The organism is Desulfuromonas acetoxidans DSM 684, assembly GCF_000167355.1.
GTDB classification, from domain to species: domain Bacteria; phylum Desulfobacterota; class Desulfuromonadia; order Desulfuromonadales; family Desulfuromonadaceae; genus Desulfuromonas; species Desulfuromonas acetoxidans.
This window is the reverse complement of the sequence record NZ_AAEW02000024.1, coordinates 1-22,099: the sequence shown is the minus strand read 5'-3', so window position 1 is coordinate 22,099 and position 22,099 is coordinate 1. Positions and strand designations below refer to the sequence as shown.

At 51.8% G+C, this 22,099-nt stretch carries 18 protein-coding genes; 11 read left to right on the top strand and 7 right to left on the bottom strand.

Annotated elements, in window-relative coordinates; all coding sequences use genetic code 11:
• Position 1: 1 nt before the first annotated feature.
• From ruvA to DACE_RS15030, 3 genes are read right to left on the bottom strand one after another with little or no spacing between them, the layout of a single operon-like run.
• Entirely contained in the window at positions 2-601 is a 600-nt protein-coding gene (ruvA, locus tag DACE_RS15040; protein ID WP_006002643.1) for a Holliday junction branch migration protein RuvA, read from the bottom strand.
• Positions 598-1,125: a crossover junction endodeoxyribonuclease RuvC gene (gene ruvC, locus DACE_RS15035; RefSeq protein WP_006002642.1), complete on the bottom strand. Its 528-nt coding sequence runs from the start codon at positions 1,123-1,125 to the stop codon at positions 598-600. The genes ruvA and ruvC overlap by 4 nt, the downstream gene beginning before the upstream one ends.
• 8 nt (positions 1,126-1,133) lie before the next feature.
• Complete coding sequence (locus DACE_RS15030; protein ID WP_006002640.1) at positions 1,134-1,880, bottom strand: YebC/PmpR family DNA-binding transcriptional regulator; 747 nt, start codon at positions 1,878-1,880, stop codon at positions 1,134-1,136.
• A 179-nt stretch (positions 1,881-2,059) separates the two neighbouring features.
• Here DACE_RS15030 and DACE_RS18865 point away from each other — a divergent pair, with 179 nt between their 5' ends.
• Positions 2,060-2,182, top strand: a complete 123-nt coding sequence (locus DACE_RS18865; protein WP_272940877.1) for a hypothetical protein — start codon at positions 2,060-2,062, stop codon at positions 2,180-2,182.
• 377 nt (positions 2,183-2,559) lie between these two features.
• On the opposite strand, the gene DACE_RS15025 is transcribed toward DACE_RS18865, so the two are convergent.
• From DACE_RS15025 to DACE_RS15010, 4 genes are all read right to left on the bottom strand, one after another.
• Positions 2,560-4,848: a sigma 54-interacting transcriptional regulator gene (locus tag DACE_RS15025; RefSeq protein ID WP_006002638.1), complete on the bottom strand. Its 2,289-nt coding sequence runs from the start codon at positions 4,846-4,848 to the stop codon at positions 2,560-2,562.
• A 137-nt stretch (positions 4,849-4,985) separates the two neighbouring features.
• Positions 4,986-5,978 (bottom strand): ABC transporter ATP-binding protein, encoded by a 993-nt coding sequence (locus DACE_RS15020; RefSeq protein ID WP_006002636.1) that lies wholly within the window; start codon positions 5,976-5,978, stop codon positions 4,986-4,988.
• 5 nt (positions 5,979-5,983) lie between these two features.
• On the bottom strand, positions 5,984-6,916 hold the full coding sequence (locus DACE_RS15015; protein ID WP_006002634.1) for an ABC transporter ATP-binding protein: 933 nt from the start codon (positions 6,914-6,916) through the stop codon (positions 5,984-5,986).
• Positions 6,916-8,403: a sensor histidine kinase gene (locus DACE_RS15010; RefSeq protein WP_040367697.1), complete on the bottom strand. Its 1,488-nt coding sequence runs from the start codon at positions 8,401-8,403 to the stop codon at positions 6,916-6,918. The genes DACE_RS15015 and DACE_RS15010 overlap by 1 nt, the downstream gene beginning before the upstream one ends.
• Positions 8,404-8,801: 398 nt before the next feature.
• On the opposite strand from DACE_RS15010, the gene DACE_RS15005 reads away from it, so the two are divergent.
• From DACE_RS15005 to DACE_RS14960, 10 genes are all read left to right on the top strand, one after another.
• Positions 8,802-10,976, top strand: a complete 2,175-nt coding sequence (locus DACE_RS15005) for a Tex family protein (protein ID WP_040367694.1) — start codon at positions 8,802-8,804, stop codon at positions 10,974-10,976.
• Between the two features lie 22 nt (positions 10,977-10,998).
• Positions 10,999-11,865, top strand: coding sequence for a PHP domain-containing protein (locus tag DACE_RS15000; RefSeq protein WP_006002629.1), 867 nt, complete (start codon positions 10,999-11,001; stop codon positions 11,863-11,865).
• Between the two features lie 75 nt (positions 11,866-11,940).
• A complete protein-coding gene (locus DACE_RS14995; RefSeq protein ID WP_006002627.1) occupies positions 11,941-12,378 on the top strand; it encodes an FKBP-type peptidyl-prolyl cis-trans isomerase in 438 nt (145 codons plus the stop codon).
• 162 nt (positions 12,379-12,540) lie between these two features.
• The gene (gene rlmKL, locus DACE_RS14990) at positions 12,541-14,700 is read left to right on the top strand and encodes a bifunctional 23S rRNA (guanine(2069)-N(7))-methyltransferase RlmK/23S rRNA (guanine(2445)-N(2))-methyltransferase RlmL (protein WP_006002625.1); all 2,160 of its coding nucleotides are present in this window, start codon (positions 12,541-12,543) and stop codon (positions 14,698-14,700) included.
• A 29-nt stretch (positions 14,701-14,729) separates the two neighbouring features.
• A complete protein-coding gene (locus DACE_RS14985) occupies positions 14,730-15,137 on the top strand; it encodes a rhodanese-like domain-containing protein (RefSeq protein WP_006002624.1) in 408 nt (135 codons plus the stop codon).
• Between the two features lie 154 nt (positions 15,138-15,291).
• Positions 15,292-15,885, top strand: a complete 594-nt coding sequence (locus DACE_RS14980; protein ID WP_006002622.1) for a TetR/AcrR family transcriptional regulator — start codon at positions 15,292-15,294, stop codon at positions 15,883-15,885.
• Positions 15,886-16,196: 311 nt separating this feature from the next.
• Positions 16,197-17,555, top strand: coding sequence for a selenite/tellurite reduction operon rhodanese-like protein ExtH (extH, locus tag DACE_RS14975; protein ID WP_006002619.1), 1,359 nt, complete (start codon positions 16,197-16,199; stop codon positions 17,553-17,555).
• A gap of 69 nt (positions 17,556-17,624) precedes the next feature.
• Positions 17,625-18,797 (top strand): selenite/tellurite reduction operon porin ExtI, encoded by a 1,173-nt coding sequence (gene extI, locus DACE_RS14970; RefSeq protein WP_006002618.1) that lies wholly within the window; start codon positions 17,625-17,627, stop codon positions 18,795-18,797.
• A gap of 187 nt (positions 18,798-18,984) precedes the next feature.
• Positions 18,985-20,859, top strand: a complete 1,875-nt coding sequence (locus DACE_RS14965; protein ID WP_040367691.1) for a GAF domain-containing protein — start codon at positions 18,985-18,987, stop codon at positions 20,857-20,859.
• Between the two features lie 665 nt (positions 20,860-21,524).
• Positions 21,525-22,094 carry a rhodanese-like domain-containing protein gene (locus DACE_RS14960; protein ID WP_006002614.1) on the top strand — a complete coding sequence of 190 codons (570 nt, stop codon included), beginning with the start codon at positions 21,525-21,527 and terminating at the stop codon, positions 22,092-22,094.
• Positions 22,095-22,099: the final 5 nt, after the last annotated feature.

The window sequence follows — 22,099 nt, the reverse complement described above, 5'->3', positions numbered from 1 at the left end:
CCTACTGGCTGAGCTGTTGCAGAGCTGCTTTAAGCATCTCTTCCATGCTGCTGAATTCGCGGGTCAAGCGCGACAGGGCGGCGCTGGCCTGTTTTTCTTTATACCCCAGATTGATCAGCGCTGAAAGAGCATCATCGTGATGATTGTTATGAAGGACTCCTTCGGGAGCCGCTTGAGTGGTCTGGGGCTGCTCCGGATAAAGTTTGCGGACTTTTTCACGCAGTTCAAGAATCAATCGATCGGCGGTTTTTTTGCCGATGCCCGGTAGTGTGGCCAGGCGCTTGGCGTCTTCCTGCAGCAGGCAGTCGCGCAAGGCATGGCAGTCCATGTGCGACAGGATGTTTAAGGCCACTTTAGGGCCAATGCCGGAAATGGACAACAGTAAGATAAACATCTGTTTTTCGTCCAGACTCTGAAAGCCAAATAACTGCAGGGCGTCTTCGCGCACGTGGGTGTAGATCTGCAGAGTGGCCGTCTGATTCTCTTCGAGCTGATAAAAACTCGAAAGTGGTACACTGACCTGATAGCCGACGCCGTTGACGTCAACGATCACCTGATCAATGGTTTTGCTGACAATGGTTCCGCACAGTCGAGCAATCATCGTGACCTTCTTCTGGTGGTTGAAGTGGGTTTTAAAGCCTGGCGAACCTGACCATTGACATGGGCGCTGTGGGCATGACAAATGGCCACAGCCAGAGCGTCCGACGCGTCTTCCTGAGCAACCTCCGGCAGGTTCATCAGTGCCTTGACCATCTGCTGGACCTGGCTCTTGGCTGCCTTGCCATAGCCAACCACGGCACTTTTCACCTGCAGGGCGCTGTACTCAGAGACCGGCAGGTCGGCATTGACACCGGCAACAATCGCTGCGCCCCGCGCCTGGCCGAGTTTCAGTGCCGACAGTGCGTTTTTGGCAACAAAGACCTGTTCGATGGCCACGGCATCCGGGCGATATTGCAGGATGATCTCGCACAAGCCATCGTGGATTTTTTTCAGCCGCTTGGGCAGCGCGTCACTGCTTTGGGTGTAGATTGCCCCGTTGTCGACGTGACGTAAGCGGTTGCCCTGTTGGTCGATAATGCCGTAACCGGTAATCCGGGTGCCCGGATCAATGCCGAGAATGCGCATACGGGCTGCTAGCCAAACAGTTCCGCGATGACATCATCGTCAATGTCGGCATTGGTGTAGACGTTTTGGACGTCGTCATTATCTTCCAGCATGTCCATCAGCTTGAGCATTTGCTCGGCTTTTTTGCCTTCCAGTTCAACGGTGTTCTGCGGGATCATGGTGACTTCGGCACTTTCAAACTCAATACCTTGCTCGGCCAGTGCGTCACGTACCGCAGTGAACTCGTTGGGCTCGGTGATCACTTCATAGCTTTCGCCCTCGTCCTTGACGTCTTCGGCACCATTTTCCAGGGCAATCTCAAAGATGGTGTCAAAATCGGCTTCATTGCTGATGGCGATCAGGCCTTTGCGGTCAAACAGAAACGCAACGGAGCCATCGACTCCAAGGCTGCCGTTGTGCTTGGTGAAGCAGTGGCGAACATCAGCAACGGTACGGGTTCGGTTGTCGGTCATGATTTCGACCATAACAGCGACACCTCCCGGACCATAACCCTCCATGGTTCCCTCTTCGTAGCTGACGCCGTCGAGATCGCCGGTGCCTTTTTTGATGGCGCGCTCAATGGTGTCTTTCGGCATGTTGCCGCCTTTTGCCTTGTCAACAGCGGTGCGCAGACGCGGATTGGCTTCCAGATCGCCTCCGCCGATTTTCGCGGCAACGGTGATTTCCTTGATCAGTTTGGTAAAGATTTTTCCGCGCTTGGCGTCCTGTGCCCCTTTGCGGTGTTTGATATTTGCCCACTTACTGTGACCTGCCATGTGTTACGCCTCCTGCTGGTTAACGAGTGTTCTCATTCATATTTTGTGTCATTCGAACGGGTTCGAATGGGACGTCTCTAATTCAACCTGTCATTTGTGGATGGGCAGAGGGGAAAGCTTGTATTCACCGAGCCATTCGCTGATTCAGGTTGTGAAATGTAAAACTTGCGGATCATAGCATGAAGGCGGTTTTAGCGGCAAGGTCATTGTCTGATGGTGGTGAGCCCCTGGTGGGCTCGGGCACCATCTTCTGTGGAGATGTCAATGGGGCCATGGGGGCGTCTCTCAGTCCGGAGTTATAAGAATATCCGTGCCGGTAATGGAATCTCTGGGGGGGGGGCGAGTAACCGTTTGTCTTCATCTGCCTGTGTTTAGCGTGTGTTCTGGGGCAAAAAAAAACGCCGTCCGGGGGAGAGAGATCCCGGTACGGCGTATAAAGTTGGGAGGTTATTTCTGAAAGGGGGTAGAAATGTTGTAGCTCCCGTATCAATTTAGTATGGCTAAGTATGTTTGCAGCGAGCGTGCCATCTTTTTATGATAAAGGAAAAAAGCTGTAAATTGCTAAATTTACGTGATTTTATATTTTGGCTAAGTTGAGATGCTTGCCGTTCTGTGGTCAAGTTCAATAAAAAGCGTGTCACTGCTGGCACACATTTCTTGTTGGTGTGTCTTCGATGACTCACTTTTCTCCGGGACGATAATCTTCACCGCTTAAATTGTGCCGTTCCAGCAGGCGATACATGCTGCGGCGTGGTAGTTGGGCGCGGCGGGCAGCCTCTGAAACGTTGCCCTGAGTCTGCTCAAGGTAGCTTTTCAGCAAGCCTTTTTCAATCAGTTGCAATTGACGGTCAAGGCTGTCGCGAAACGATGTCAGCGGCTGGTCCGGATCGTCGTGGTGTTTGGCAATTAACTCGGTAAAAACAACCGGCAGGTTCTCCAGGTGAATGCAGTTGTCTTGGGTCAGCACGGCTGCACGTTCGATGATGTTCTGCAGTTCGCGGATATTGCCTGGCCACTGGTAGTTGCGCATCGCTTCAATGGCGCGGCGGTCAATGCTGTCGATGGTTTTGTTCACGCGTTTACTGGTGCTGCGCAGAAATTGTTCCACCAGGGCTTCGAGAGAGCCGAGGCGACTGCGCAGCGGCGGCATGGTGATGGAGAACACATTCAGACGGTAGAATAGATCTTCACGAAACCAGCCATCGGTAACGCCTTGCTCAAGGTTTTTGTTGGTCGCGGCGATCAGGCGAACATCCACTTGTCGGCTGCTGTTGCCACCCACGGGGCGGATTTCGCCACTGTCAAGCACGCGCAGTAACTCCGCCTGCAGCTTGGGGGTGATGTCGCCGATCTCATCAAGGAAGATGGTACCGCCATTGGCCGCTTCAAATAGGCCGCGTTTGTCTGTTAATGCACCGGTAAAAGCGCCTTTTTTGTGACCGAACAGTTCACTTTCCAGCAGGCTGTCGGTAAGGGTGGTGCAGTTGAGAGTGACCAGGGTTTTGTCAGCGCGTTGGCTCATCTGGTGGATGGCGCGGGCCGTGAGTTCCTTGCCGGTGCCGCTTTCACCGCGGATCAGAACTGTGGTCGGGGTCGGCCCGACCTGACGAATCAGGTTGAGCACCTCGATGGTATGGGGATCTTTACCGACAATCTCTACTTCGCCGAATTCCTGTGACAGGGCATGCTTGGCCAGTTCGTATTTCTGGGCAAGAATGACACGGTCCTCTTCCAAGCGTTGCAGCGAGTAGGGCAGGCACATCTCAATATCCGCCAACCCCTGATAGACGGCAATAGCATGTTCACGACAGGTGGCATAACCGCAGGCACCACAGTCGAGTTCGTCTTGCTCGCGGACTTTGTTAGTCTGCTGGAGGATTTTGCGAATACTGTCGCCGCTGGGCAAATCCAGGCGCTTGTGTTTGTTGCGAAATGTTCGTGTCAGGTCGAGTTCCGGCAAAGGCTCCTGGTAGCGTGGATTTGTTTTGTACGTGGTTGATCCGCTCTGAAAATATTGATGGATCAGGGTGCGTTTCGAGAAGGTTGTCAGGCGGTTGTTTTTGCCGGGACCGCCGATGCAGCCACCATTGCAGAAGCGGATGTCCACCAGTCGGGCCTGAATACGTCCAGCCGCCAGGTCGCGGATGATCTCCAAAGAATTTTCTTCCCCCTCGGTTGAGATGAACTGCGGATGGAAGAAGTCGTCCTTGACATCAAACACCTGGAACGGGCCTCCCGTAATTGGGAACAGTTGGCCTTTTTGCGGCTCCAGACCGTCAAATGGTGTGGTGCCGAGCCGATTCAGGTCGAGTTTCTGCTGGCGAAACATCTGACTGAGCTCCTTGTAGGTCAGAACCCCGTCAATGGCACCAGCGACCTGTTCGGCGGCAATTTCGAACTTACCGGCAATGCACGAGCTGATGTAGATAACGCGCACATCGTCACCGTGATGTGCCTTGATAAAGCGACCGATGGCAATCATCGGTGATACCGTGGTCATCAAGTTTTTAAGCATCTGCGGGTAGTGGCGCTCGATCAGGTCGACGATGGTCGGGCAGTGGGTGCTGATCAGTGGCTGGTCCGGAGACTGTTCCACCTGATCCATATACGAGTCCGAGATCAGTTCAACGCCGGAGGCCCCTTCGTGGACCTCTGAAAAACCGAGTCGTTTCAAGCCGGTGACCAGTTGACCGGGGCTGGCATCGTGAAAAAATGCCGGAAAGGAGCAGCCGAGAACCGCGACGGTTTTTTTCGCCGTGGCAAGGAACTGGCGGGTTTCTTCACTGCTGTCGGCGATGATTTTTGCTTTTTGGGTACAGACGGCAATGCATTTGCCGCAACCGATACAGCGCGGATAGATCACCTCGGCATAATTGGCTTTGACTTTAATCGCTTTGACTGGGCAGTTTCTGACGCAAGCGTAGCATTTTCGACAGCGCTCTTTGACGGTTTTAATCGGTCCTGTCATGGTGAGTCCCCTGGCACAACAAAAAGGTTTTACGGTGTTTCTGGGGGATAACATGCTGAATGCGTGCCGGAAAAACCGTTTTTCCGCCCCTGGTGAAATATGGTCTCAGTGAAGTGTGCCACTTTTGACACGCTCGGTCAAGACGTCAATCCATCGAGGGTTAATTCATCACAGCGATGGCAGGCTGCCAGTCCTGCTTCGTGGTGTGCTTGCAGGGGTGGCGATTGCTGACGGCAGATGTCGATGGCATAGGGACAACGTGGGTGAAAGGAACACCCCGTGGGCGGGTTCAGCGGCGAGGGGATTTCCCCGCTGGGCAGTGAACGCCGTTGACGGCGTGGGTTGGCAACGGGCAGAGCTTGAAGCAGTGCTTCGCTGTAGGGGTGGAGCGGTTGTTGGTAAAAACGATCAACCTCGGACGATTCAACAAGACGGCCCAGGTACATGACGGCAATATCGTCGCACAGATGTTCCACCACCGAAAGGTCATGGGAGATAAACAGATAGGTCAGGGCAAATTCTTGTTGCAGTTCATCGAGAAGGTTGATGATCTGCGCCTGGATAGACAGGTCGAGGGCAGAGACCGGTTCATCGGCAATGATGATTTCCGGTTGTAGGGCCAGGGCGCGGGCAATGCCGATACGCTGGCGTTGACCACCGGAGAATTCATGCGGATAGCGCCGGGCAAAGGAGGAAGACAGGCCAACCGTGTCCAGCAGTGTCGCCACTTTTTTGCGGCGCTCGGTTGCGTTGAGCCGGGTGTGGATGATGAACGGCTCTGACAGAATCTGTTCGACCGTCATGCGCGGATTCAGGGACGCGTATGGGTCCTGAAAGATCATCTGAATCTGGCGTCGATAAGGCCGCCATTGGCGCGGCGACAGTTGACTCAGGCAGGTGCCTTGATAGTGAACCGTGCCTTTGTCCGGTGTTAATAGACCCATGATCAGCTTGCTGATAGTGGACTTGCCGCAACCGGATTCGCCAACCAGTCCCAATGTCTTGCCCCGTTCCAGTTGCAGGGAAACATCGCACACTGCCGGCAGTTGAACCCGTTTGCCCAGATGCTGGGGGCCGCTGACGGTAAAGCTCTTATGGATATGTCGCAGTTCCAGTAACGGTGTTGGCATGACGCTTACTCCCACATCCGGACAAGATGGTTTTCGCCGATGGTGCACAATGGTGCACATTCGGCACCGCGCGGGGCAAAGTCTTGCGAGCAGTTCTGCCAGAAGGATCCTTGCGGCATGTTGGAAAGCGATTTATGGCGTTGGCCGAGATGGGGAATGCAGTTCAGCAGGCCCTGGGTGTATGGATGGCGGGGGGCGTTGAATAACGTGGTGACCGGAGCTTGTTCAACAATCAGCCCGTCATACATGATCGCGACAATGTCTGCATTCTGGGCTACAACACCGAGGTCATGGCTGATGAGCAGGTTGGCCATGCGCCGTTGCTGGCGCTGCTCGTCGAGCAACGCCATGATCTGCGCCTGGATGGTGACATCAAGGGCTGTGGTTGGTTCATCGGCAATCAAGACCTCGGGATTGCAAGCCAGGGCCATGGCAATCATCACCCGTTGGCGCATGCCGCCGGAGAGCTGATGGGGATAATCGTGACAACGCTGTGCCGGCGAGGGGATACCGACTTGATGAAGCAGGTCGACGCTTTTCTGTTGGGCAGCTTTTCGATCCAGCCCCAAGTGGAGCTTCAGCACTTCTTCAAGTTGACTGCCGATGTTGAAGACCGGATTGAGTGCGGTCATAGGGTCCTGAAAAATCATGGCGATCCGGTTGCCGCGTACCCGGCGCATCTCTTCGTTGGACAGTTGCAGCAGGTCAACATCGCCAAAATAGATTTGTCCGGTGACAATACGCCCCGGTTGCGGTACCAGACGCAGAACCGACAGGGCGGTCATGGATTTGCCGCAGCCGGATTCACCGACCAAAGCCAGGGTCTGTCCGGCGGCAAGTGACAAGCTGACATCGCGCACCGCTTTGACGATGCCCTGGGTAGTGAAAAAGAAGGTGCTGAGCTGGTGGATGTGTAGTGTGTGTTGATCTGAGGACATTAAAACGCGCCATTTCGGATCGGCAGTTGGAAAGAAACCGTCGTGCCCTGACGGGGGATGCTGTGTACGTGAACCTCGCCGCCGTGTGCTTCCACCAGCTGCTTGACCAATGTCAATCCCAGGCCAAATCCCTGCGGTGCCGACTCCGACACATCGGCCCGATAAAAGCGGTCAAAAACCTGGCAGCACTCATCATCGCTCATGCCGATCCCCTCATCGGTGATTTTAATCTCGTAGCTGTTGCCGGTTTTGTTGCCGGTCAACGAGATCCGACCGCCGCCGGGAGAGAACTTTATGGCATTACTGATCAGGTTTTCCATGACCAGAACGATTTTGGACAGATCAATATACAGTAAACTGTCGGTTTGCTCGAACTGGTCGTGGAATTCACAGCGGGTTTGCTGGCTGTCACAAAAGGCTTCAATCTCGTTGATGAGGGTCTGGGCTTTAACGTCGCTCTTTTCCAAGCGAACCTCACGACCCGACTCAACCCGGCTGATGTCGAGAAGGTTGTCGATCAGCTTGTTGAGTTGCCAGGCTTTGTCGTGAATGTAAGCGAGAAATTCCTGTTGCTCATCGTTGGATAACTGGTCCTGGCTCATCAGCAGTTCCGAATAGCCGGTAATCGCAGTGATCGGTGTTTTCAGATTGTGTGTTGCCGTGGAGAGAAACTCCGATTTCATCCGGTCGATACGGTGTTCTTCGGTATTGTCGTGGAGCAGCAGGACGATTTCGCCACTGCAACGTTGATCGTTGTGGACCGCTGCAGTGCGTGCATGAACGGTGCGTAAACTGCCATCTTGGGTGTTGAGTTTGATCTGAGCGCTGTGACCAATGTTGCCGGGCTTAAGAAAATTGCTGTGATCCTCGACGCTGGCCTGTTGCAAAATGGCGGTCAGAGTCTGGCCGATCAGGTTTGCTGCCGGGATATCCAGAAGCTCTTCCGCAGCCGGATTTACCAGTTCGACACGACCATCACTATCGGTGACCAACAATCCATCACTGATGGAGGTGATGATGTCGTCGGTGCGCTCTTTTTCCTGCTGTAAAAAGGTGCCTGCTTCCTGCTGGGCAATGAGCAGGCGGCGGTTGCGGGTCAGATACATACCAATCAGGGCACCACTGAGACCGCCGAAAAGCACCGGTACGGTAAAACCGGCCGGTTTCATCGGGTAGCCCGCCATGGCCTTTTGGATGGCGGAGAATAAACACAGTGTTACGCTGCCGGAAAGAATACTGTAAGTGAGTTCAACGCGGGAAAAACTGTGTAGAGCTGAGGAGGTATTGCCGGTAAGCAAAATGGTGCGGCGATAAAGAATAAATAAAGTGGCACCGACTAGGCCCCCCACCAGTGCTGGGATGGCATAGCCGAGAATCAAATGGGGATAGCCGACCACGGTTTTCTGGGTGAAAGATAGAAAACTCAGTGTGATGGCACCGACCAGAAATGACGCCAGAACTTTAATGATGTCGAAGATGGGATGCATGTGTTCTTCCTGGCGATAAAATAGATCAATTCGTGCGTTATTGTATGTGGACATTATGCAATAAAGTCTTTGATTTGACAAAGGGGCATTTGATTTTTGCCCTGATTGGAACACGGCTGCTCGTCCCAAGTTCCGATCGTGGAGGTGTGGCGTTTCTTTTTTCTGTCTTCTGAGTATGGAGAGCGATGCCATGACCGAGCGAGAGAAGGGCGGTGGGTTCGACAGCAACGTATTCCGCCAGCGATGATGGAGCGGACTGACATCTCCGGCGGTAAACATGTCTTCAACGCCTCTGGGAAAAAGCCCGAATCTCATCTTGGAGTCAGACGGTGAACATGCTAGACTCTGGACCTTTTTATATCTGTCAACTGTTTCTGCAAAGGTCTGGAAGACACCTTATGGCGCGTGAAAAAACAACTGATGAGTTTCCTCTTGAGTGGCTGTGCGAAGAAAGCGGCTTAGCTTCATGGCAAGTGCAAAACTGCACGACCCTGCTGACCGGCGGGGCCACGGTGCCGTTTATCGCCCGCTACCGCAAAGAACAGACCGGCGAACTTGATGAAGTGAAGATCCGTCAGCTCCAGGAACGGCTTCAGTATTATCATGAGTTGGCGCAGCGCAAACAGACGATTTTGAACACCATTGAAGAGTCGGGTAAGCTCAGTGATGAATTGCGTGGTCGCATTGCCCAGGTGCGCGATAAAGCAGTTTTGGAGGATTTATACCTGCCTTACAAGCCACGGCGACGGACCCGCGCCACCATGGCTCGTGAACGAGGATTGGAACCTTTAGCTCTGAGTCTGGTTCGTGGTGAAATGGCGTGGTCGGCCATTGAACAGTTGGCCGATCAACTGGCCGACCAACATGATGAGCTGGCCGATGGTGCCGCTGCTCTGAAGGGGGCCGGAGATATCCTCGCTGAGCAGATCAATGAACAGGCGGTGATTCGTGCCCGGGTGCGTCATCTGACGTGGCAGCATGGGGTGCTGGTCAGTCGGGTTGCGGCGAACTATGCCAATAAACCCAGTAAATACGAAAGTTATTATGAGGCCAGTGAACCGTTAAAACAGATCCCCTCCCATCGCATGTTGGCTTTGCGGCGTGGCGAAGGGGAAGAGGTGTTGCGCCTGACATTGGAAACGCCGCGCGATGAGATTCTCAAGGAGATAGCGCGCCTGTTTGCGGCGCCACGTCGCTCGCCATGGCAGGAGTTTTTTACCTCTGTCGTTGCTGATGCCTATGATCGCCTGCTGGCGCCGTCCATTGAAGTCGAGTTACGCCTCGAAGCCAAGAAGATCGCTGAAGAGGCCGCGATAGCCGTGTTTGCCGACAATTTGCGTCATGTTTTGCTGGCTCCGGCGGCCGGTGAAGTGGTGGTGCTCGGTATTGATCCCGGTTTGCGCACCGGATCCAAGTTGGCAGTGGTCAGCGCGACGGGGGCGTTTCTCGATCATGTGACCATCTATCCGCATACCCAGAAAGCACAGCAGCCACAGTTCTCCCGCCAGATCAGCGCCTTGATCGAAAAATATGCCGTCGAGATGGTGGCGGTGGGTAATGGTACCGGCGGACGCGAGATGGAGCAGTTTGTCCGTCAGTCTCTGCGCGACTATGATCACAGTTGCCCGGTGGTGATGGTCAATGAGGCGGGTGCCAGCGTGTATTCCGCTTCGGAAATCGCCCGGGAGGAATTTCCTGATCTGGATATCACCGTGCGCGGAGCTATCTCAATTGCCCGGCGTCTGCAAGACCCGCTGGCGGAACTGGTTAAGATCGATCCCAAAAGCATCGGCGTTGGTCAGTATCAGCACGATGTCAATCAGCGCGCCTTAAAACAGGCGCTTGATGCGGTGGTGGAAAGTTGTGTCAACTATGTTGGGGGGGATTTGAACACGGCCTCGGCGGCGTTGCTCGGCTATGTGTCCGGCATCGGACCGACTCTGGCCAAGGCCATTGCCCGAGAGCGCGATCAGCGTGGCGGGTTTGTCCGGCGTTGCGATCTGCTTGATGTTCCGCGCCTCGGCGCCAAGGCCTATGAACAGGCTGCCGGTTTCCTGCGGGTGAAGGGCGCTCATCCGCTGGATAACAGTGCTGTGCATCCGGAAAACTATGCCCTGGTGGAACAGATGGCCGCTGACCTGGCCATGGATGTGGCGAGCTTGATCGGTGCTGCTGACAAGATTAAACGGCTTGATCTGCAACGCTATGTTTGTGATGAGGTTGGTTTGCCGACGCTCAGGGACATTCGTGATGAGCTGCTCAAGCCCGGCCGCGACCCGCGACGTCAGTTTGAAACCGCCAGCTTTCGTGACGATGTTCAGGAGATGAGCGATCTGCAGCCCGGCATGGTGTTGCAAGGCAGTGTCACCAATGTTGCGGCTTTTGGCGCCTTTGTCGATATTGGTGTACATCAGGACGGTCTGGTCCACATCAGTGAGTTGGCGGATCGCTTCGTGAAAAATCCGGCGGAAATTGTCAAGGTTGGCCAGGTGGTTCATGTTAAAGTGTTATCTGTTGACACCACGCGCAAAAGAATTTCGTTGTCGATCAAGCAAGCAGGGGCGTCGGCTTGATGCGGCGAGTCGGGATAGAGTTATGATGGAACAGGTCGATCTTCATACCCACAGTTGTTGTTCGGACGGAGCATTTACGCCGCAGCAGCTGATCGAGAAAGCTGCACAAAACCATGTGGTTGCCATGGCGTTGTGTGACCATGACAATATTGACGGTGTCGAACCGGCGCGTCAGGCCGGCCATCAGCGTGGCATTGATGTCATCAGCGGTGTCGAGCTGTCCTGTGTATGGAAAGAGTTCGAGGATATTCACCTGCTTGGCTATGGTTTTGATCCACGCCATCCGCGTCTCATTGAGGAACTGAGCGAGTTTCAACAGTTTCGCCGTCAGCGCAATGCTCTGATTGTTGACAAAATCAACGAACGTCTCCAACAGCGCGGCTTGCAGCCGATTTGCTATGAAAAGGTTGCCGAGCGTGCCGGTGGGACCATTGGTCGGCCACATATTGCCATGGAGTTGATGGCAGCCGGTTATGCCAAGACCGTAGAGGAGGCGTTTGTCAAATACCTGTCGCCGTGCAACATCGCCAAAAAATTCTTCCCGGTGGATGAGGCGATGGCCCTGATCCACGAAGCCGGAGGCGTGGCGGTGCTGGCGCACCCGCCCTATATCTCACGTGACCCTGATGTGATGACAACCTTGTTGGATGATCTGACCGCTCTGGGGTTGCAAGGGGTAGAGGTCTATAATAACGGAGCCAATTGTGACGAGATTGAATGGTATCTGACTCAGATTCGGCTGCGCGGGTTGTTTGCCACCGGCGGTTCTGATTTTCACGGCATTGAGGATGGTGGTGCCGAACTGGGGAAAATAAGAGCAATAGGCTCCATACCATATAACTGTTACACCACGTTGCGTGAGGTGTTGTCCTCGCACGACGACCAATAGATCTTCGCCATCGGAAGGCCCAGATGGGGGCTTGCGGTGATTTTTAAACCCGAACCACAGGAAGGAAGGCAACTGATGAGTGTTGCAAAACCAGGTCAACGCGTCAAAGTGCACTACACCGGAACCTACGATGACGGCGAACAATTTGATTCGTCTCAGGGTAAGGATCCTCTGGAGTTTACCTTAGGTGCGTCCCAGGTGATTCCCGGATTCGAGAAAGCCGTGTCTGGAATGGCTGTTGATGAAAAGAAAGATATTCGCATTGAGGCTGCCGATGCCTATGGCGAATACGACGAAGAGCAGCGTGCTGCGGTTGACCGTTCCATGTTGCCCGCTGACCTGGACGTGGAAGTGGGCATGCAACTGCAGGCGCAAACCCAGGAAGGCGTTCCTCTGGTGGTCACTGTTGCCGCCATTGATGGTGACCAGATCACCCTGGATGGTAATCATCCCATGGCCGGAAAAGCCCTGAACTTTTCCTTGCATCTTGTCGAGATCGCTGACGGCGAATAATTGACGAGATTTTTGCAGGCACAGTTTTGAAAAATGCGATTTTCAAAACCTCACGAAACAACCGGGTTGTAAACTGACCCGGTTGTTTTGATTGCCCATCCCTGGGCCCCATGAGCCTCCTTGCAAAGGCTCTCTCTATTTAGGTCAAAGGACACACGAAACATGGCTGGTGAGCTGAATTTTTTTGCGACCGCTTCCAAGGGGTTGGAACCCCTTCTGGCTGAAGAGCTGGAGACACTTCAGGCGCAGGATGTCCGACAGGTGCGTGGTGGCGTACGTTTCAATGGCTCACTGGAGACCGCCTATCGGGTGTGCCTGTGGTCGCGTCTGGCCGGTCGTGTGTTGTTGCCGGTGGTGGAAACTCCCGTGACCGACAGCGAATCACTGTATCGCGCGGTGGCCGCCTTTGCCTGGGAAGAGCATTTCGATGTGTCCAATACCTTTGCCGTTGATTGTAATCTGGCCAGTTCGCAATTGACCCATTCGCGCTATGCGGCATTGAAAACCAAAGACGCCGTGGTGGATCGTTTTCGCGATCACTGCGGCGTTCGGCCGGATGTCGTCGTTGATCAGCCGGATTGGCGTCTCAATGTCTGGATTCTTAAAGATGTGCTGACGCTGAGTCTGGATCTGTCCGGCGACAGTCTGCACCGCCGTGGCTATCGGACGCAGGGCGGCAAGGCGCCGCTGAAAGAGCATCTGGCTGCCGCGTTGTTGTTGCGTGCCGGTTGGCCGCAGAAGGCAGCGGTTGGGGCTCCATTGGTTGATCCCATGTGTGGTTCCGGGACTCTGGTACTGGAAGCGGCGTTGATGGCCGGCGATTGTGCACCAGGGCTGAAGCGTGACTATATGGGCTTTCTGCACTGGCGGCAGCACGATGCCGATCTGTGGAATCGCCTGCGCGATGAGGCTGTACAGCGTCGTGAGCAGGGTTTGCAGACAGTGCCGCGTCTGGTGGGCTATGATCAGAATCCGTCAGCGATCAAGAACGCCTGGGATAATGCCGCCAATGCCGGGTTACAGGATAAGGTCCATTTTGAGCGCCGTGAGCTGTCCAGTTTTGGTGATGAGCCGATCAGTGCGCAACCCGGATTGATCATCACCAATCCGCCGTACGGAGAACGGTTGGGCGAGGTGGAGGAGCTGATGGGACTGTACCAGCTCCTCGGGCAACGGGTGCGTGAACATTTTTTGCACTGGCAGCTCAGTGTGTTTACCAGCGGAAACCAGTTTGGTCATCAGTTGGAGATGCGTGCCCGTAAAAAACATCAGTTTTTCAATGGAGCGCTCAAATGTCAGTTACTCCATTTTGAGGTTGAACCGGAGCATTTTTACCGGGAGACCGTCTCGTTGCCGCATGGCCTGGCCGAAGTGGAGGAGCTCAGCGATGGTGCCGAGATGTTCGTCAATCGGTTGCGTAAGAACCTTAAAAAATTGCGACGTTGGGCCAAGCGTCAACACGTGACCTGTTATCGGGTTTACGATGCCGACCTTCCCGATTACGCCGTCGCCATTGATCTGTATGAGGGGGCGGCCCACGTTCAGGAGTATCAGGCGCCGTCCACTGTGGATACACGCCAGGCAAGACGACGGTTGCGGGAGATTATCACCGTCCTGCCGGATGAACTGGGCATTGCTGCCGACCAGGTTTATGTCAAAACCCGTAAGCGTCAGCGGGGATCCGAGCAATACGAACGCCAGGCCGAGCAAGGCTCCTTTTTTGAGATCAGTGAAGGGGGTAATTGGTTCCTGGTGAATCTGTCCGACTACCTGGACACCGGACTGTTTCTCGACCATCGCCAGACCCGTGAACTGATCCGCTCGTTAACACAGGGCAAGCACTTTCTCAATTTGTTTGCCTATACCGCCAGTGTCAGTGTTTATGCGGCGGATGGCGGAGCGCGCTCGACAACCTCTGTCGATATGTCGACCACCTATACCGAATGGGCGCGAAAAAATCTGAAAATTAATGGCTTTGACGGTCCGCAGCATCAAGTGATTCGGGCTGACTGCCTGCAATGGATCAAAGAGTGCAATGAAAAATATGATGTGATCTTTCTCGACCCGCCGACTTTTTCAAATTCTAAAAAGATGGCTGGCAATTTTGACATCCAACGCGATCATGTTGATTTGATTTATTCTGTCGCTGATCTGTTGACGCCCGGCGGTGTTTTGATTTTCTCAAATAATCTGCGTAACTTTAAGATGGACCGTGATCAGCTGGCCGATCTGGTGATTGAAGATATTACCCGACAGACCATTCCCGAGGATTTTTCCCGACGTCGCAATATCCATAACTGTTGGAAGATTGAATGGCGTTGATCACCGTGCTAGAAAGAGGATGAGTTGACATGAAAGATGCCGTGGAGCAGGTGTTGGAACGGATGACCCTTGATTTTGTCGGTCAGGCGCGTCATAAAATATCCCCCGTTGCCCTTTTTGCCATAGACGATGCCGTCTTGCTGGATATTCGGACCGAACCGGAGCAGCAGACTTTGCCGCTGGGGTTTGTTTATCATGCCGAGGTGATCCATATCCCTCTTGATCAGATTCCGTCACGATTTGCCGAACTGCCTCAAAATCGGCTGATCGGTATTTTTTGTCCCCATGGCGTACGTGCGGCTATGAGTTACCTGTACCTGCAATCTAAGGGGTACGATCAGGTTTTTGTTCTTGATGGCGGTTATGCCGCCCTTGCTGAAGAGGCGCGCCCCGGTAGTGTGTTAAAACGCTGTACCCAATCATCGCAGCAGGACTGACCCTCTGCTACGGTATTGAGCAATCCTGTAATCAATCCTGTAATGGATATGTGACAAAATGATATTGTATGCCCGACTAATTAGAAATTAATCTTTTCTTTTCGGGTGTGTTTAGATATGTTGATATAAATTTATTGCTCGATAGGAGAATGTCATGGCTGCTGAGAAAAAACGCCAAATTGCCCCAAATGTGAAAATGGCCAAAGTTCTGAAGGTTGCACGAGAACTTTTCGTTGAGAAGGGTTATTACAACGTGTCTATCCCGGCCATTGTCAAAGCCTCTGGAGTCAGCACCGGAGCCATTTACAGCTATTTTGCCAACAAGGAAACCCTGGCGCGGCGGATCCATGAAGATACGCTGGCCGATTTTCAGGAAATGTTCAATGAGCGGCTGGTGGGCGCCGCAACGATCCAGGACAAACTCAAAGCGTTTGCCGAGCTGTGTTTTGATATCGCTGAGTCGGACCCGGTGATGATGGAATATATGCTCTATATGAAACACACCGAATTTATGACTGACACCTCCCCAATCTGTTTTACCGAACCCTTCAAGTTGGTACGGAACTATATCGAGCAAGGTATGAATGAAGGTATTATTCGCAAACAGGACCTCTTTGTTGCCGCCATTTGTTACACCGGGGTCGTCTTGCGTGCCGTTGAATTGCGTCTGCTGTGTGTCGTCAATCGCCCTTTGCAAGAAATTTCCGACGACCTCGTGGCCAACGCCTGGGCTGCGATTAAAGCCTAACTGCTTTTGTTGTTTATGCATGTGCCTTATGGGAGGCTGTGCTGACCATAGGGCCAAGCAAAGCAATGTTTTTGCCTCGAAAAGAATGTTCTTTCTTGGTGGCTTTGTGTTATCATTCGTCGCAATTGTTCAACTGATTCTTCATTAGCCTTCAGCAACGTAGGTTGCTGAAGGGGTTCATAGTGTAAACATGATATATGGATGGATCGAATGTTCGTTTTATTAACAGGGAAGGAGGTTTATTAGGAGTCGGTTTTAGATCGTACTGAAAAGTAGGTGTTTGAGTTTTCGTTATCTAATGTGGAGGCAGTATGATTCGAAGAGTTTTTAAACACGCAAAAAGTCATGTTTTTCTATTCACAGCAATTGTTTTGTCCTGTTTTGTCTTGACTGCTTGTGGCGGCGGCGGTGGAGGTGGTGACAGTTATGACGAGCCAGAGGCTCAACCAACGACGCCGATTACTGGTCAGGTTGACAATGTTCTGATTGATGCACCGACGCTTAAAGCCTGGCTGGACGCCGGCTTGGTTAATTCGGATGCTTTTGAGAATGTCGTTATCTTGCAACCCAACAGCTACAGTGGTGGCCATATCGCCGGAACTCAGGAGTGGGCGGCACCACGGGGGATTGACCGTATCGATGGTCCAGTCCTGAGTGGCAACATGGTTCTTGATGGCGAAGCCATGGATGATGCGATTCAGGCCGCCGGTATTAAGGCCGGAAGCACCATTGTTCTCGTTCCTACCGGCTATCCAGATACAACAACCGATCGCGCATACCTCATGTTCCGCTATTGGGGCTTTCCCAAGGAAAAAATCAAAGTACTCAACGGTGGTCTGCCGGCCTGGCAAGCCTATGGCTATGATGTCACAGAAGCTGCATCTCCGGTCGCAGCGTCAAATTTCAGTGTTGCCGATTTACCCGGCGGTCCGGATTTTGATGCCCGTGCTTCTTTGAGTGAAGCGATTGTCGGTGTGACGGAAGAAACCGTGGTTCCCTATAATACCTACGCAAATACATCCAATGTAACGACCGCCACTATCACTGAGACGTTGGATGGTTCCTACAATGGTGAAGCGGGCGATGGCGGTTATGTGATTTTCCAGGGCTTGATGTTTGATGGCGTTACGGACAACATGCTGGCTGGTCTGAGAACCACGACCACGATTGAGGGTACTGAGGTGACCGTCCTGAAGTCTGCCGATGAGATGCGTTCATTTCTCGTTGATGATCTGGGCGTTGATTTGTCCAAAACCATCATGACCTACTGCCGCGCCGGTAACCTGGCGTCCAGCGGTTTTGCTCCCATTGATATTGTTCTCGGTAGTGAAGTCGATGTCATGACCTATGATGGGTCCTGGAGCCAGTGGGGCAGTTTGACCACGGATGAAACTGTCGTCCCCAGCGCCGCTTATGTGCTGCCGGACGGTTATTCAGCGTGGGCTACGGATGTTTTAACCTCCGATGGTGCTGGAGGTGAACCGTTCTATCTTTATCCTGCTGATAACACGACAGCAATTCAGCAACCGTTCTTCTTTGATGCGCCCCTGAGTCCTTATGACGAGGGCGCCAATACCATTGAAGATGAGGACTATGAGTACTGGTATTACGGTGGTGATGAAGCCGGTGCACCCAGTGCTGGAGATGGCGGTGATGCTGGGGGCTGCTAAGTACGAGCGCGATAACTTGTCAAATGTTCGTCGCTGTATTGTGCAAACAACGGATAAAGGAGAAATGTTGTGAACATTATATCAAGAGTGTTGCTTACAGTTGCAGGCGTGGCAATGGTTGCCACATCGGCCTTTGCCGGACCGACCTGGACCTTTGGCCCAGACGATGAGGGCCTGTTAAAGCTTGATTACAAAGGGCAATTTCAGTTGGATTATCGCGATACCGGTTCGGGCTCAGACAATGATGACGATACCATGGAGTTTAATTTCCGTCGTAATCGCATCTCTTTGGTTGGTGCCTACGGCAATCTGGGTATTTACGTCCAGACCGAATACACCGAAGATGTCAATATCGGTCCATTTTCTGTGTCGGACGGTTCCGATAACGAGTTCCAGATGCTCGATGCCCAGATCCGTTATAAGTTCAATGATGCGTTTCGCGTCCGCGCAGGTAAATTCAAGTACAATTTAACGCGCGAAAATCTGGAGGCATGTGAAGCGCCGCTGACTTTGGACCGCTCGGTTCTCATCAGGGCACCATATGTCGCCACACGTGATAAAGGGGTGGCTGTTTGGGGGAATCTGTTTGACAACATTTTTCAATATCGTCTCGATGTCATGAATGGTCGCAATGACTCAGCATCCGCGCCTGATTCCAACTTCCGCTATACCGGACGCGCTCATGTCACGTTCCTTGATGGTGAGAAGGGCTATGGTTATAAAGGCACGTATATGGGTAAGAAAAAAGTGATTACCCTTGGTGCAGCGTATTCAGTTGAAGAAGATGTGGCTTATGGGGATTGCGCAAATGAAACAGATGCCGTGGATTACAAAGCGTGGACGGTTGATTTCTTTGCTGAGTATCCGATTGAGGGCGTGGGCACATTCACACTGTCCACAGCTTATGTCGATTATGACCTGGATGATGGCTACAAAGGGGCAGACCCCGATTCTGGTATCATCGGTGTCAATGGCGAAAAGAATGGTGGCTATACGAAGGTCGCGTATATGCTTCCTGAAACCCCGTTACAGTTTTTCTTCCGTGCTGAGAGCTGGTCGCTGGCTTATCTCGATGGTGTTTATGACCAGGAGATTGACTGGTACGGTGGTGGCCTCAACTATTACCTGCGTGGCCAGAATCTCAAGTTTACCCTGGAGTACTCAATGGTTGAGTTTGATGATGAGTCCGCGCAATACGAAGATTTTGACAGTTTGACTGCACAAGTTCAGGTGGTCTTTTAATGGATAGTCTTATTTGCTTGGAAACATAGGAGGATGCGAAGGTGTCTGCATTTGCAGGCACCTTCGTTTATGTTGTTAATGTAAAATTACTTTTATCGTGCGGTCACAGTGGATGGCGTGACCCTGTTTCACAGAGTGTGCGATGCCAGCACTGAAAGTAAGGTTCAATATGAGACTTCCCCTTAGATTGACAGTCTTTTTCGCCAGCGTTGTGGCTCTGTTTGTCCTGTTTTGGTATGTCGCAATTGTTCCCTATTATATCCGTCTTGAAGAACGAGAAGCACGCTATTCAGCAACGGTGGTAAAGCTCGCTTTTGAACGTGAGATTGCATCATTGAAGCAGTTGGTGATTGGTTTTGCCGCCGGTCTGGGAACCCAGGCCTCCCACGCAAATAATCCGCAATTCTGGCAAGAGTTTTTTACTCGGGATATGCTGACGGAAGGACAATTGGCGGCTGTTGCTGTTCTTGGTCCAGATGGTCGTTGCCAATTCAGCCTGTTTGCCGATAGTACTATGGAAGATCCCGTCGGTTCGCTCAGCTCAAAAATCAATGATGGCGGTTTGAAGGAGATCAGAAATTACCGTTCCCCGCTCGCGGGTTATTTTGCAGATAAACAAAGCTGGTATCTGATCTCGGGGACAGATATCGTTTCGCCGTCGCAAGAATTACCGGATCGACGTTATTCCCTCCTTTTTTTTCGTGCTGTGGATAAAGCCTTTGTCTATAAATTATCACGACAATTTCGTTTTGAATTTAAGCTGAAATATCCCGTTGATTCAACAGGGCCTCATCCGGAACACCTTTCACCCTCTCAACCTGTCGTTGTTGAAAGAGGATCAGCAGATTTTTTGCATGTCTTCTTCAAGCTGGAAGATGTGAGTGAGCAGGACACCGCATTGGTGCAAATCATTTTTCCACGTGAGTACATTTTTCAATTGCGCCAAGGTAGTTTGATGCGTTTGACCTTCTTTGGAGCCGTTTTCTTTGTCATGGCCATTGTTTTGATGCTTATTGTGAGGGCCAGCGTAAAAAAGCCGTTCAAAGACCTTTCCACAGTGATTCATCATTTAAGAAAAGAGAATAAAGTTCGTCTTCCCACTGCGGATTTTGAAGGACGGGAAGTTGTCAGCCTGGTCTCAGAGTTTAATCTGTTGTTGGACGATCTTGAACAAAGCAAAATCCATCAGTTTTGTTCCGAGCAGAAATCTGATCTCATTCAACGGGTTGTTCCCAGTGCGATTTTTACCGTTAATGTAGATAAGGTTGTTACCAGCTGGAATAGGTGTGCCGAGCGACTTACCGGTTATCGGGCTGATGAGATGATTGGGAACGAGTGTTTTTTGTTCGCAGAAAAACCCTGCCAGGAAAATTGCGGGTTGTTCGACGACACGGTTCCCAAGCCCATTATGGCTCGTGAGTGCACGATTCGTCGCAAAGATGGTAAACTCATTGAGATCAGTAAAAATGTTGATTTTTTAAAAGATACCCAAGGGCGAGTTATCGGCGGAATTGAGTGCTTTGAAGATATCTCTGATCGTAAATCTTCCGAACAGGCGTTGCAGTGGGAACTGGCGTTGAACATTCGTTTGGCCAGCCTGTCGCGCTCCATTATTCATGCTCCGAGCAATGTGGAGAAAATTGCCGATGAACTGCTGGACCATGCCCGTAATCTAACCAACAGCCCCCACGGTTTTGTCGCAATGCGACGGGCGGACGGTCCGCAACGTTTTCTGGCACAGACCCCCTTGTTTTCAGAATACTTGCAAAGTCGACAGTCGTCTGATTCCTTTGTGTCTGAGAATCGGCACTCTCTGTTGAACTGTGTCTATCACTATCGCGATCATGTGTGTTTTAACGATCTGGACTCACTTGAGGTCGTGTCGTTTGTTGAAGGAGCAAACGAAAAAATTAACCATTTCCTTGCTCTGCCTATTTTTGACGGTGATGAGCACCTTTTTGGGCAGCTTGCGCTGGCTAACAAAAGCGGCGGATACACGGACCATGACCGCCAGGCTGTTGAGCAACTTGTTGAATTGTTCACCGTTGTTCTTCTTGATTAACATGGTTGATTTGTTGTTTCTGCAACGGTGCGTTGTGTTCTTTGCTCCACGTATCGGTTCTTTGTGGCATCGGCGCTAAAACGTGCTGATCCTAGGTGTAAGTGCTCAACGCTTTGGGAAAGAGTGGCCTTCCTGAAGCCTTAACGCATCCCTTCTGTTGGTAAAATCCTGCTTAGTTATCTCGACGCTTTTCTTTTTACCTCCGGCGATGATCAATCTGTGACGATGTTTTCTTATGCTGTAAATGTGTAAAAAACTTTATGGGTTCTATGTTTACATCTCCTGCTTGTTCTTTGCTCACGATGACGAGAGTTGCTACGGGGTATCATTTTCATCATTTGACTGCACAAAGTATGACTACCAGAGTTACCTATTAGCATACCTTATAGGCAATTAAGTGTTTGTTATGGTTGGTGGTTTTTAGTTTTTTGTGTAGAAAAGAATGTTCCTTCGAATTGATTTTGTGCTATCCTTCTGCGTAATTGTTAGCCGGTACTTCATTAACTAATAGACAAGTTGTTGTTAGTTCAGGTTGATTCTCTTTCCGCTATATATGGTGGATTGAATGTTCATTTTATTATGTCTGAAGGGAAAGGAGGCTAATCAGGAGGGCTTTAGACAGAGTAAGACGTATTCCAATTTTTCGTTATCTATGTGGAGGCAGTATGATTCGAAAGGTGTTCAAACACACTAAAGACAATGTTGTTCTTTTGGCAGCAGTAGTTCTATCCTGCTTTATTCTGACCGCCTGTGGTGGCGGTGGTGGCGGTTCTGATAGCTACGATAAAGCGACAACTGTAACAAATGATCCTGTTGAAGAGCTTGCGAATACAAGTGTTTTGATTACGCCGGAAATCCTGAAAGGATGGATGGATGCAGGGCTGGTAAACAACGAGGACAGTTTTAATGGTCGTGTTGTTATTTTGAGTCTTGAAGCAACTTCCGAAACTGTTGAGGGGGAAGTTGTTACAGAAGCATACCCTTCAACGCATATCCCTGGCGCATTCCCTTGGGGTAGCGTTCAATCCCAGACACGATTAGATGGATTGGCTGAAGCGCCGTATATGGTTGTGGATGGCCCCACTATGGATAGTATTTTAGAGCGTTGCGGCATTGACGAGAATACGACGATTGTTCTCACTTACGCAGGTAGCGGTGTTATGAGCGCGACTCGTGATTACGGTTATCTTCGTTGTTGGGGTTTTCCCAAACCCCGTCAAAGTGTTAATGGGTGATATGC

Excerpts from the sequence above, each read along its gene's own strand:
- DACE_RS15015 (WP_006002634.1), bottom strand. The coding sequence starts at position 6,916 with ATGTCCTCAGATCAACACACACTACACATCCACCAGCTCAGCACCTTC.
- DACE_RS18865 (WP_272940877.1), top strand. The coding sequence starts at position 2,060 with ATGAAGGCGGTTTTAGCGGCAAGGTCATTGTCTGATGGTGGTGAGCCC.
- DACE_RS14960 (WP_006002614.1), top strand. The coding sequence starts at position 21,525 with ATGATTCGAAAGGTGTTCAAACACACTAAAGACAATGTTGTTCTTTTG.
- DACE_RS14995 (WP_006002627.1), top strand. The coding sequence starts at position 11,941 with ATGAGTGTTGCAAAACCAGGTCAACGCGTCAAAGTGCACTACACCGGA.
- DACE_RS14985 (WP_006002624.1), top strand. The coding sequence starts at position 14,730 with ATGAAAGATGCCGTGGAGCAGGTGTTGGAACGGATGACCCTTGATTTT.
- DACE_RS15010 (WP_040367697.1), bottom strand. The coding sequence starts at position 8,403 with ATGCATCCCATCTTCGACATCATTAAAGTTCTGGCGTCATTTCTGGTC.
- extH (WP_006002619.1), top strand. The coding sequence starts at position 16,197 with ATGATTCGAAGAGTTTTTAAACACGCAAAAAGTCATGTTTTTCTATTC.
- DACE_RS15030 (WP_006002640.1), bottom strand. The coding sequence starts at position 1,880 with ATGGCAGGTCACAGTAAGTGGGCAAATATCAAACACCGCAAAGGGGCA.
- DACE_RS15020 (WP_006002636.1), bottom strand. The coding sequence starts at position 5,978 with ATGCCAACACCGTTACTGGAACTGCGACATATCCATAAGAGCTTTACC.
- DACE_RS14980 (WP_006002622.1), top strand. The coding sequence starts at position 15,292 with ATGGCTGCTGAGAAAAAACGCCAAATTGCCCCAAATGTGAAAATGGCC.
- DACE_RS15025 (WP_006002638.1), bottom strand. The coding sequence starts at position 4,848 with ATGACAGGACCGATTAAAACCGTCAAAGAGCGCTGTCGAAAATGCTAC.
- ruvA (WP_006002643.1), bottom strand. The coding sequence starts at position 601 with ATGATTGCTCGACTGTGCGGAACCATTGTCAGCAAAACCATTGATCAG.
- DACE_RS15005 (WP_040367694.1), top strand. The coding sequence starts at position 8,802 with ATGGCGCGTGAAAAAACAACTGATGAGTTTCCTCTTGAGTGGCTGTGC.
- DACE_RS15000 (WP_006002629.1), top strand. The coding sequence starts at position 10,999 with ATGATGGAACAGGTCGATCTTCATACCCACAGTTGTTGTTCGGACGGA.
- ruvC (WP_006002642.1), bottom strand. The coding sequence starts at position 1,125 with ATGCGCATTCTCGGCATTGATCCGGGCACCCGGATTACCGGTTACGGC.
- rlmKL (WP_006002625.1), top strand. The coding sequence starts at position 12,541 with ATGGCTGGTGAGCTGAATTTTTTTGCGACCGCTTCCAAGGGGTTGGAA.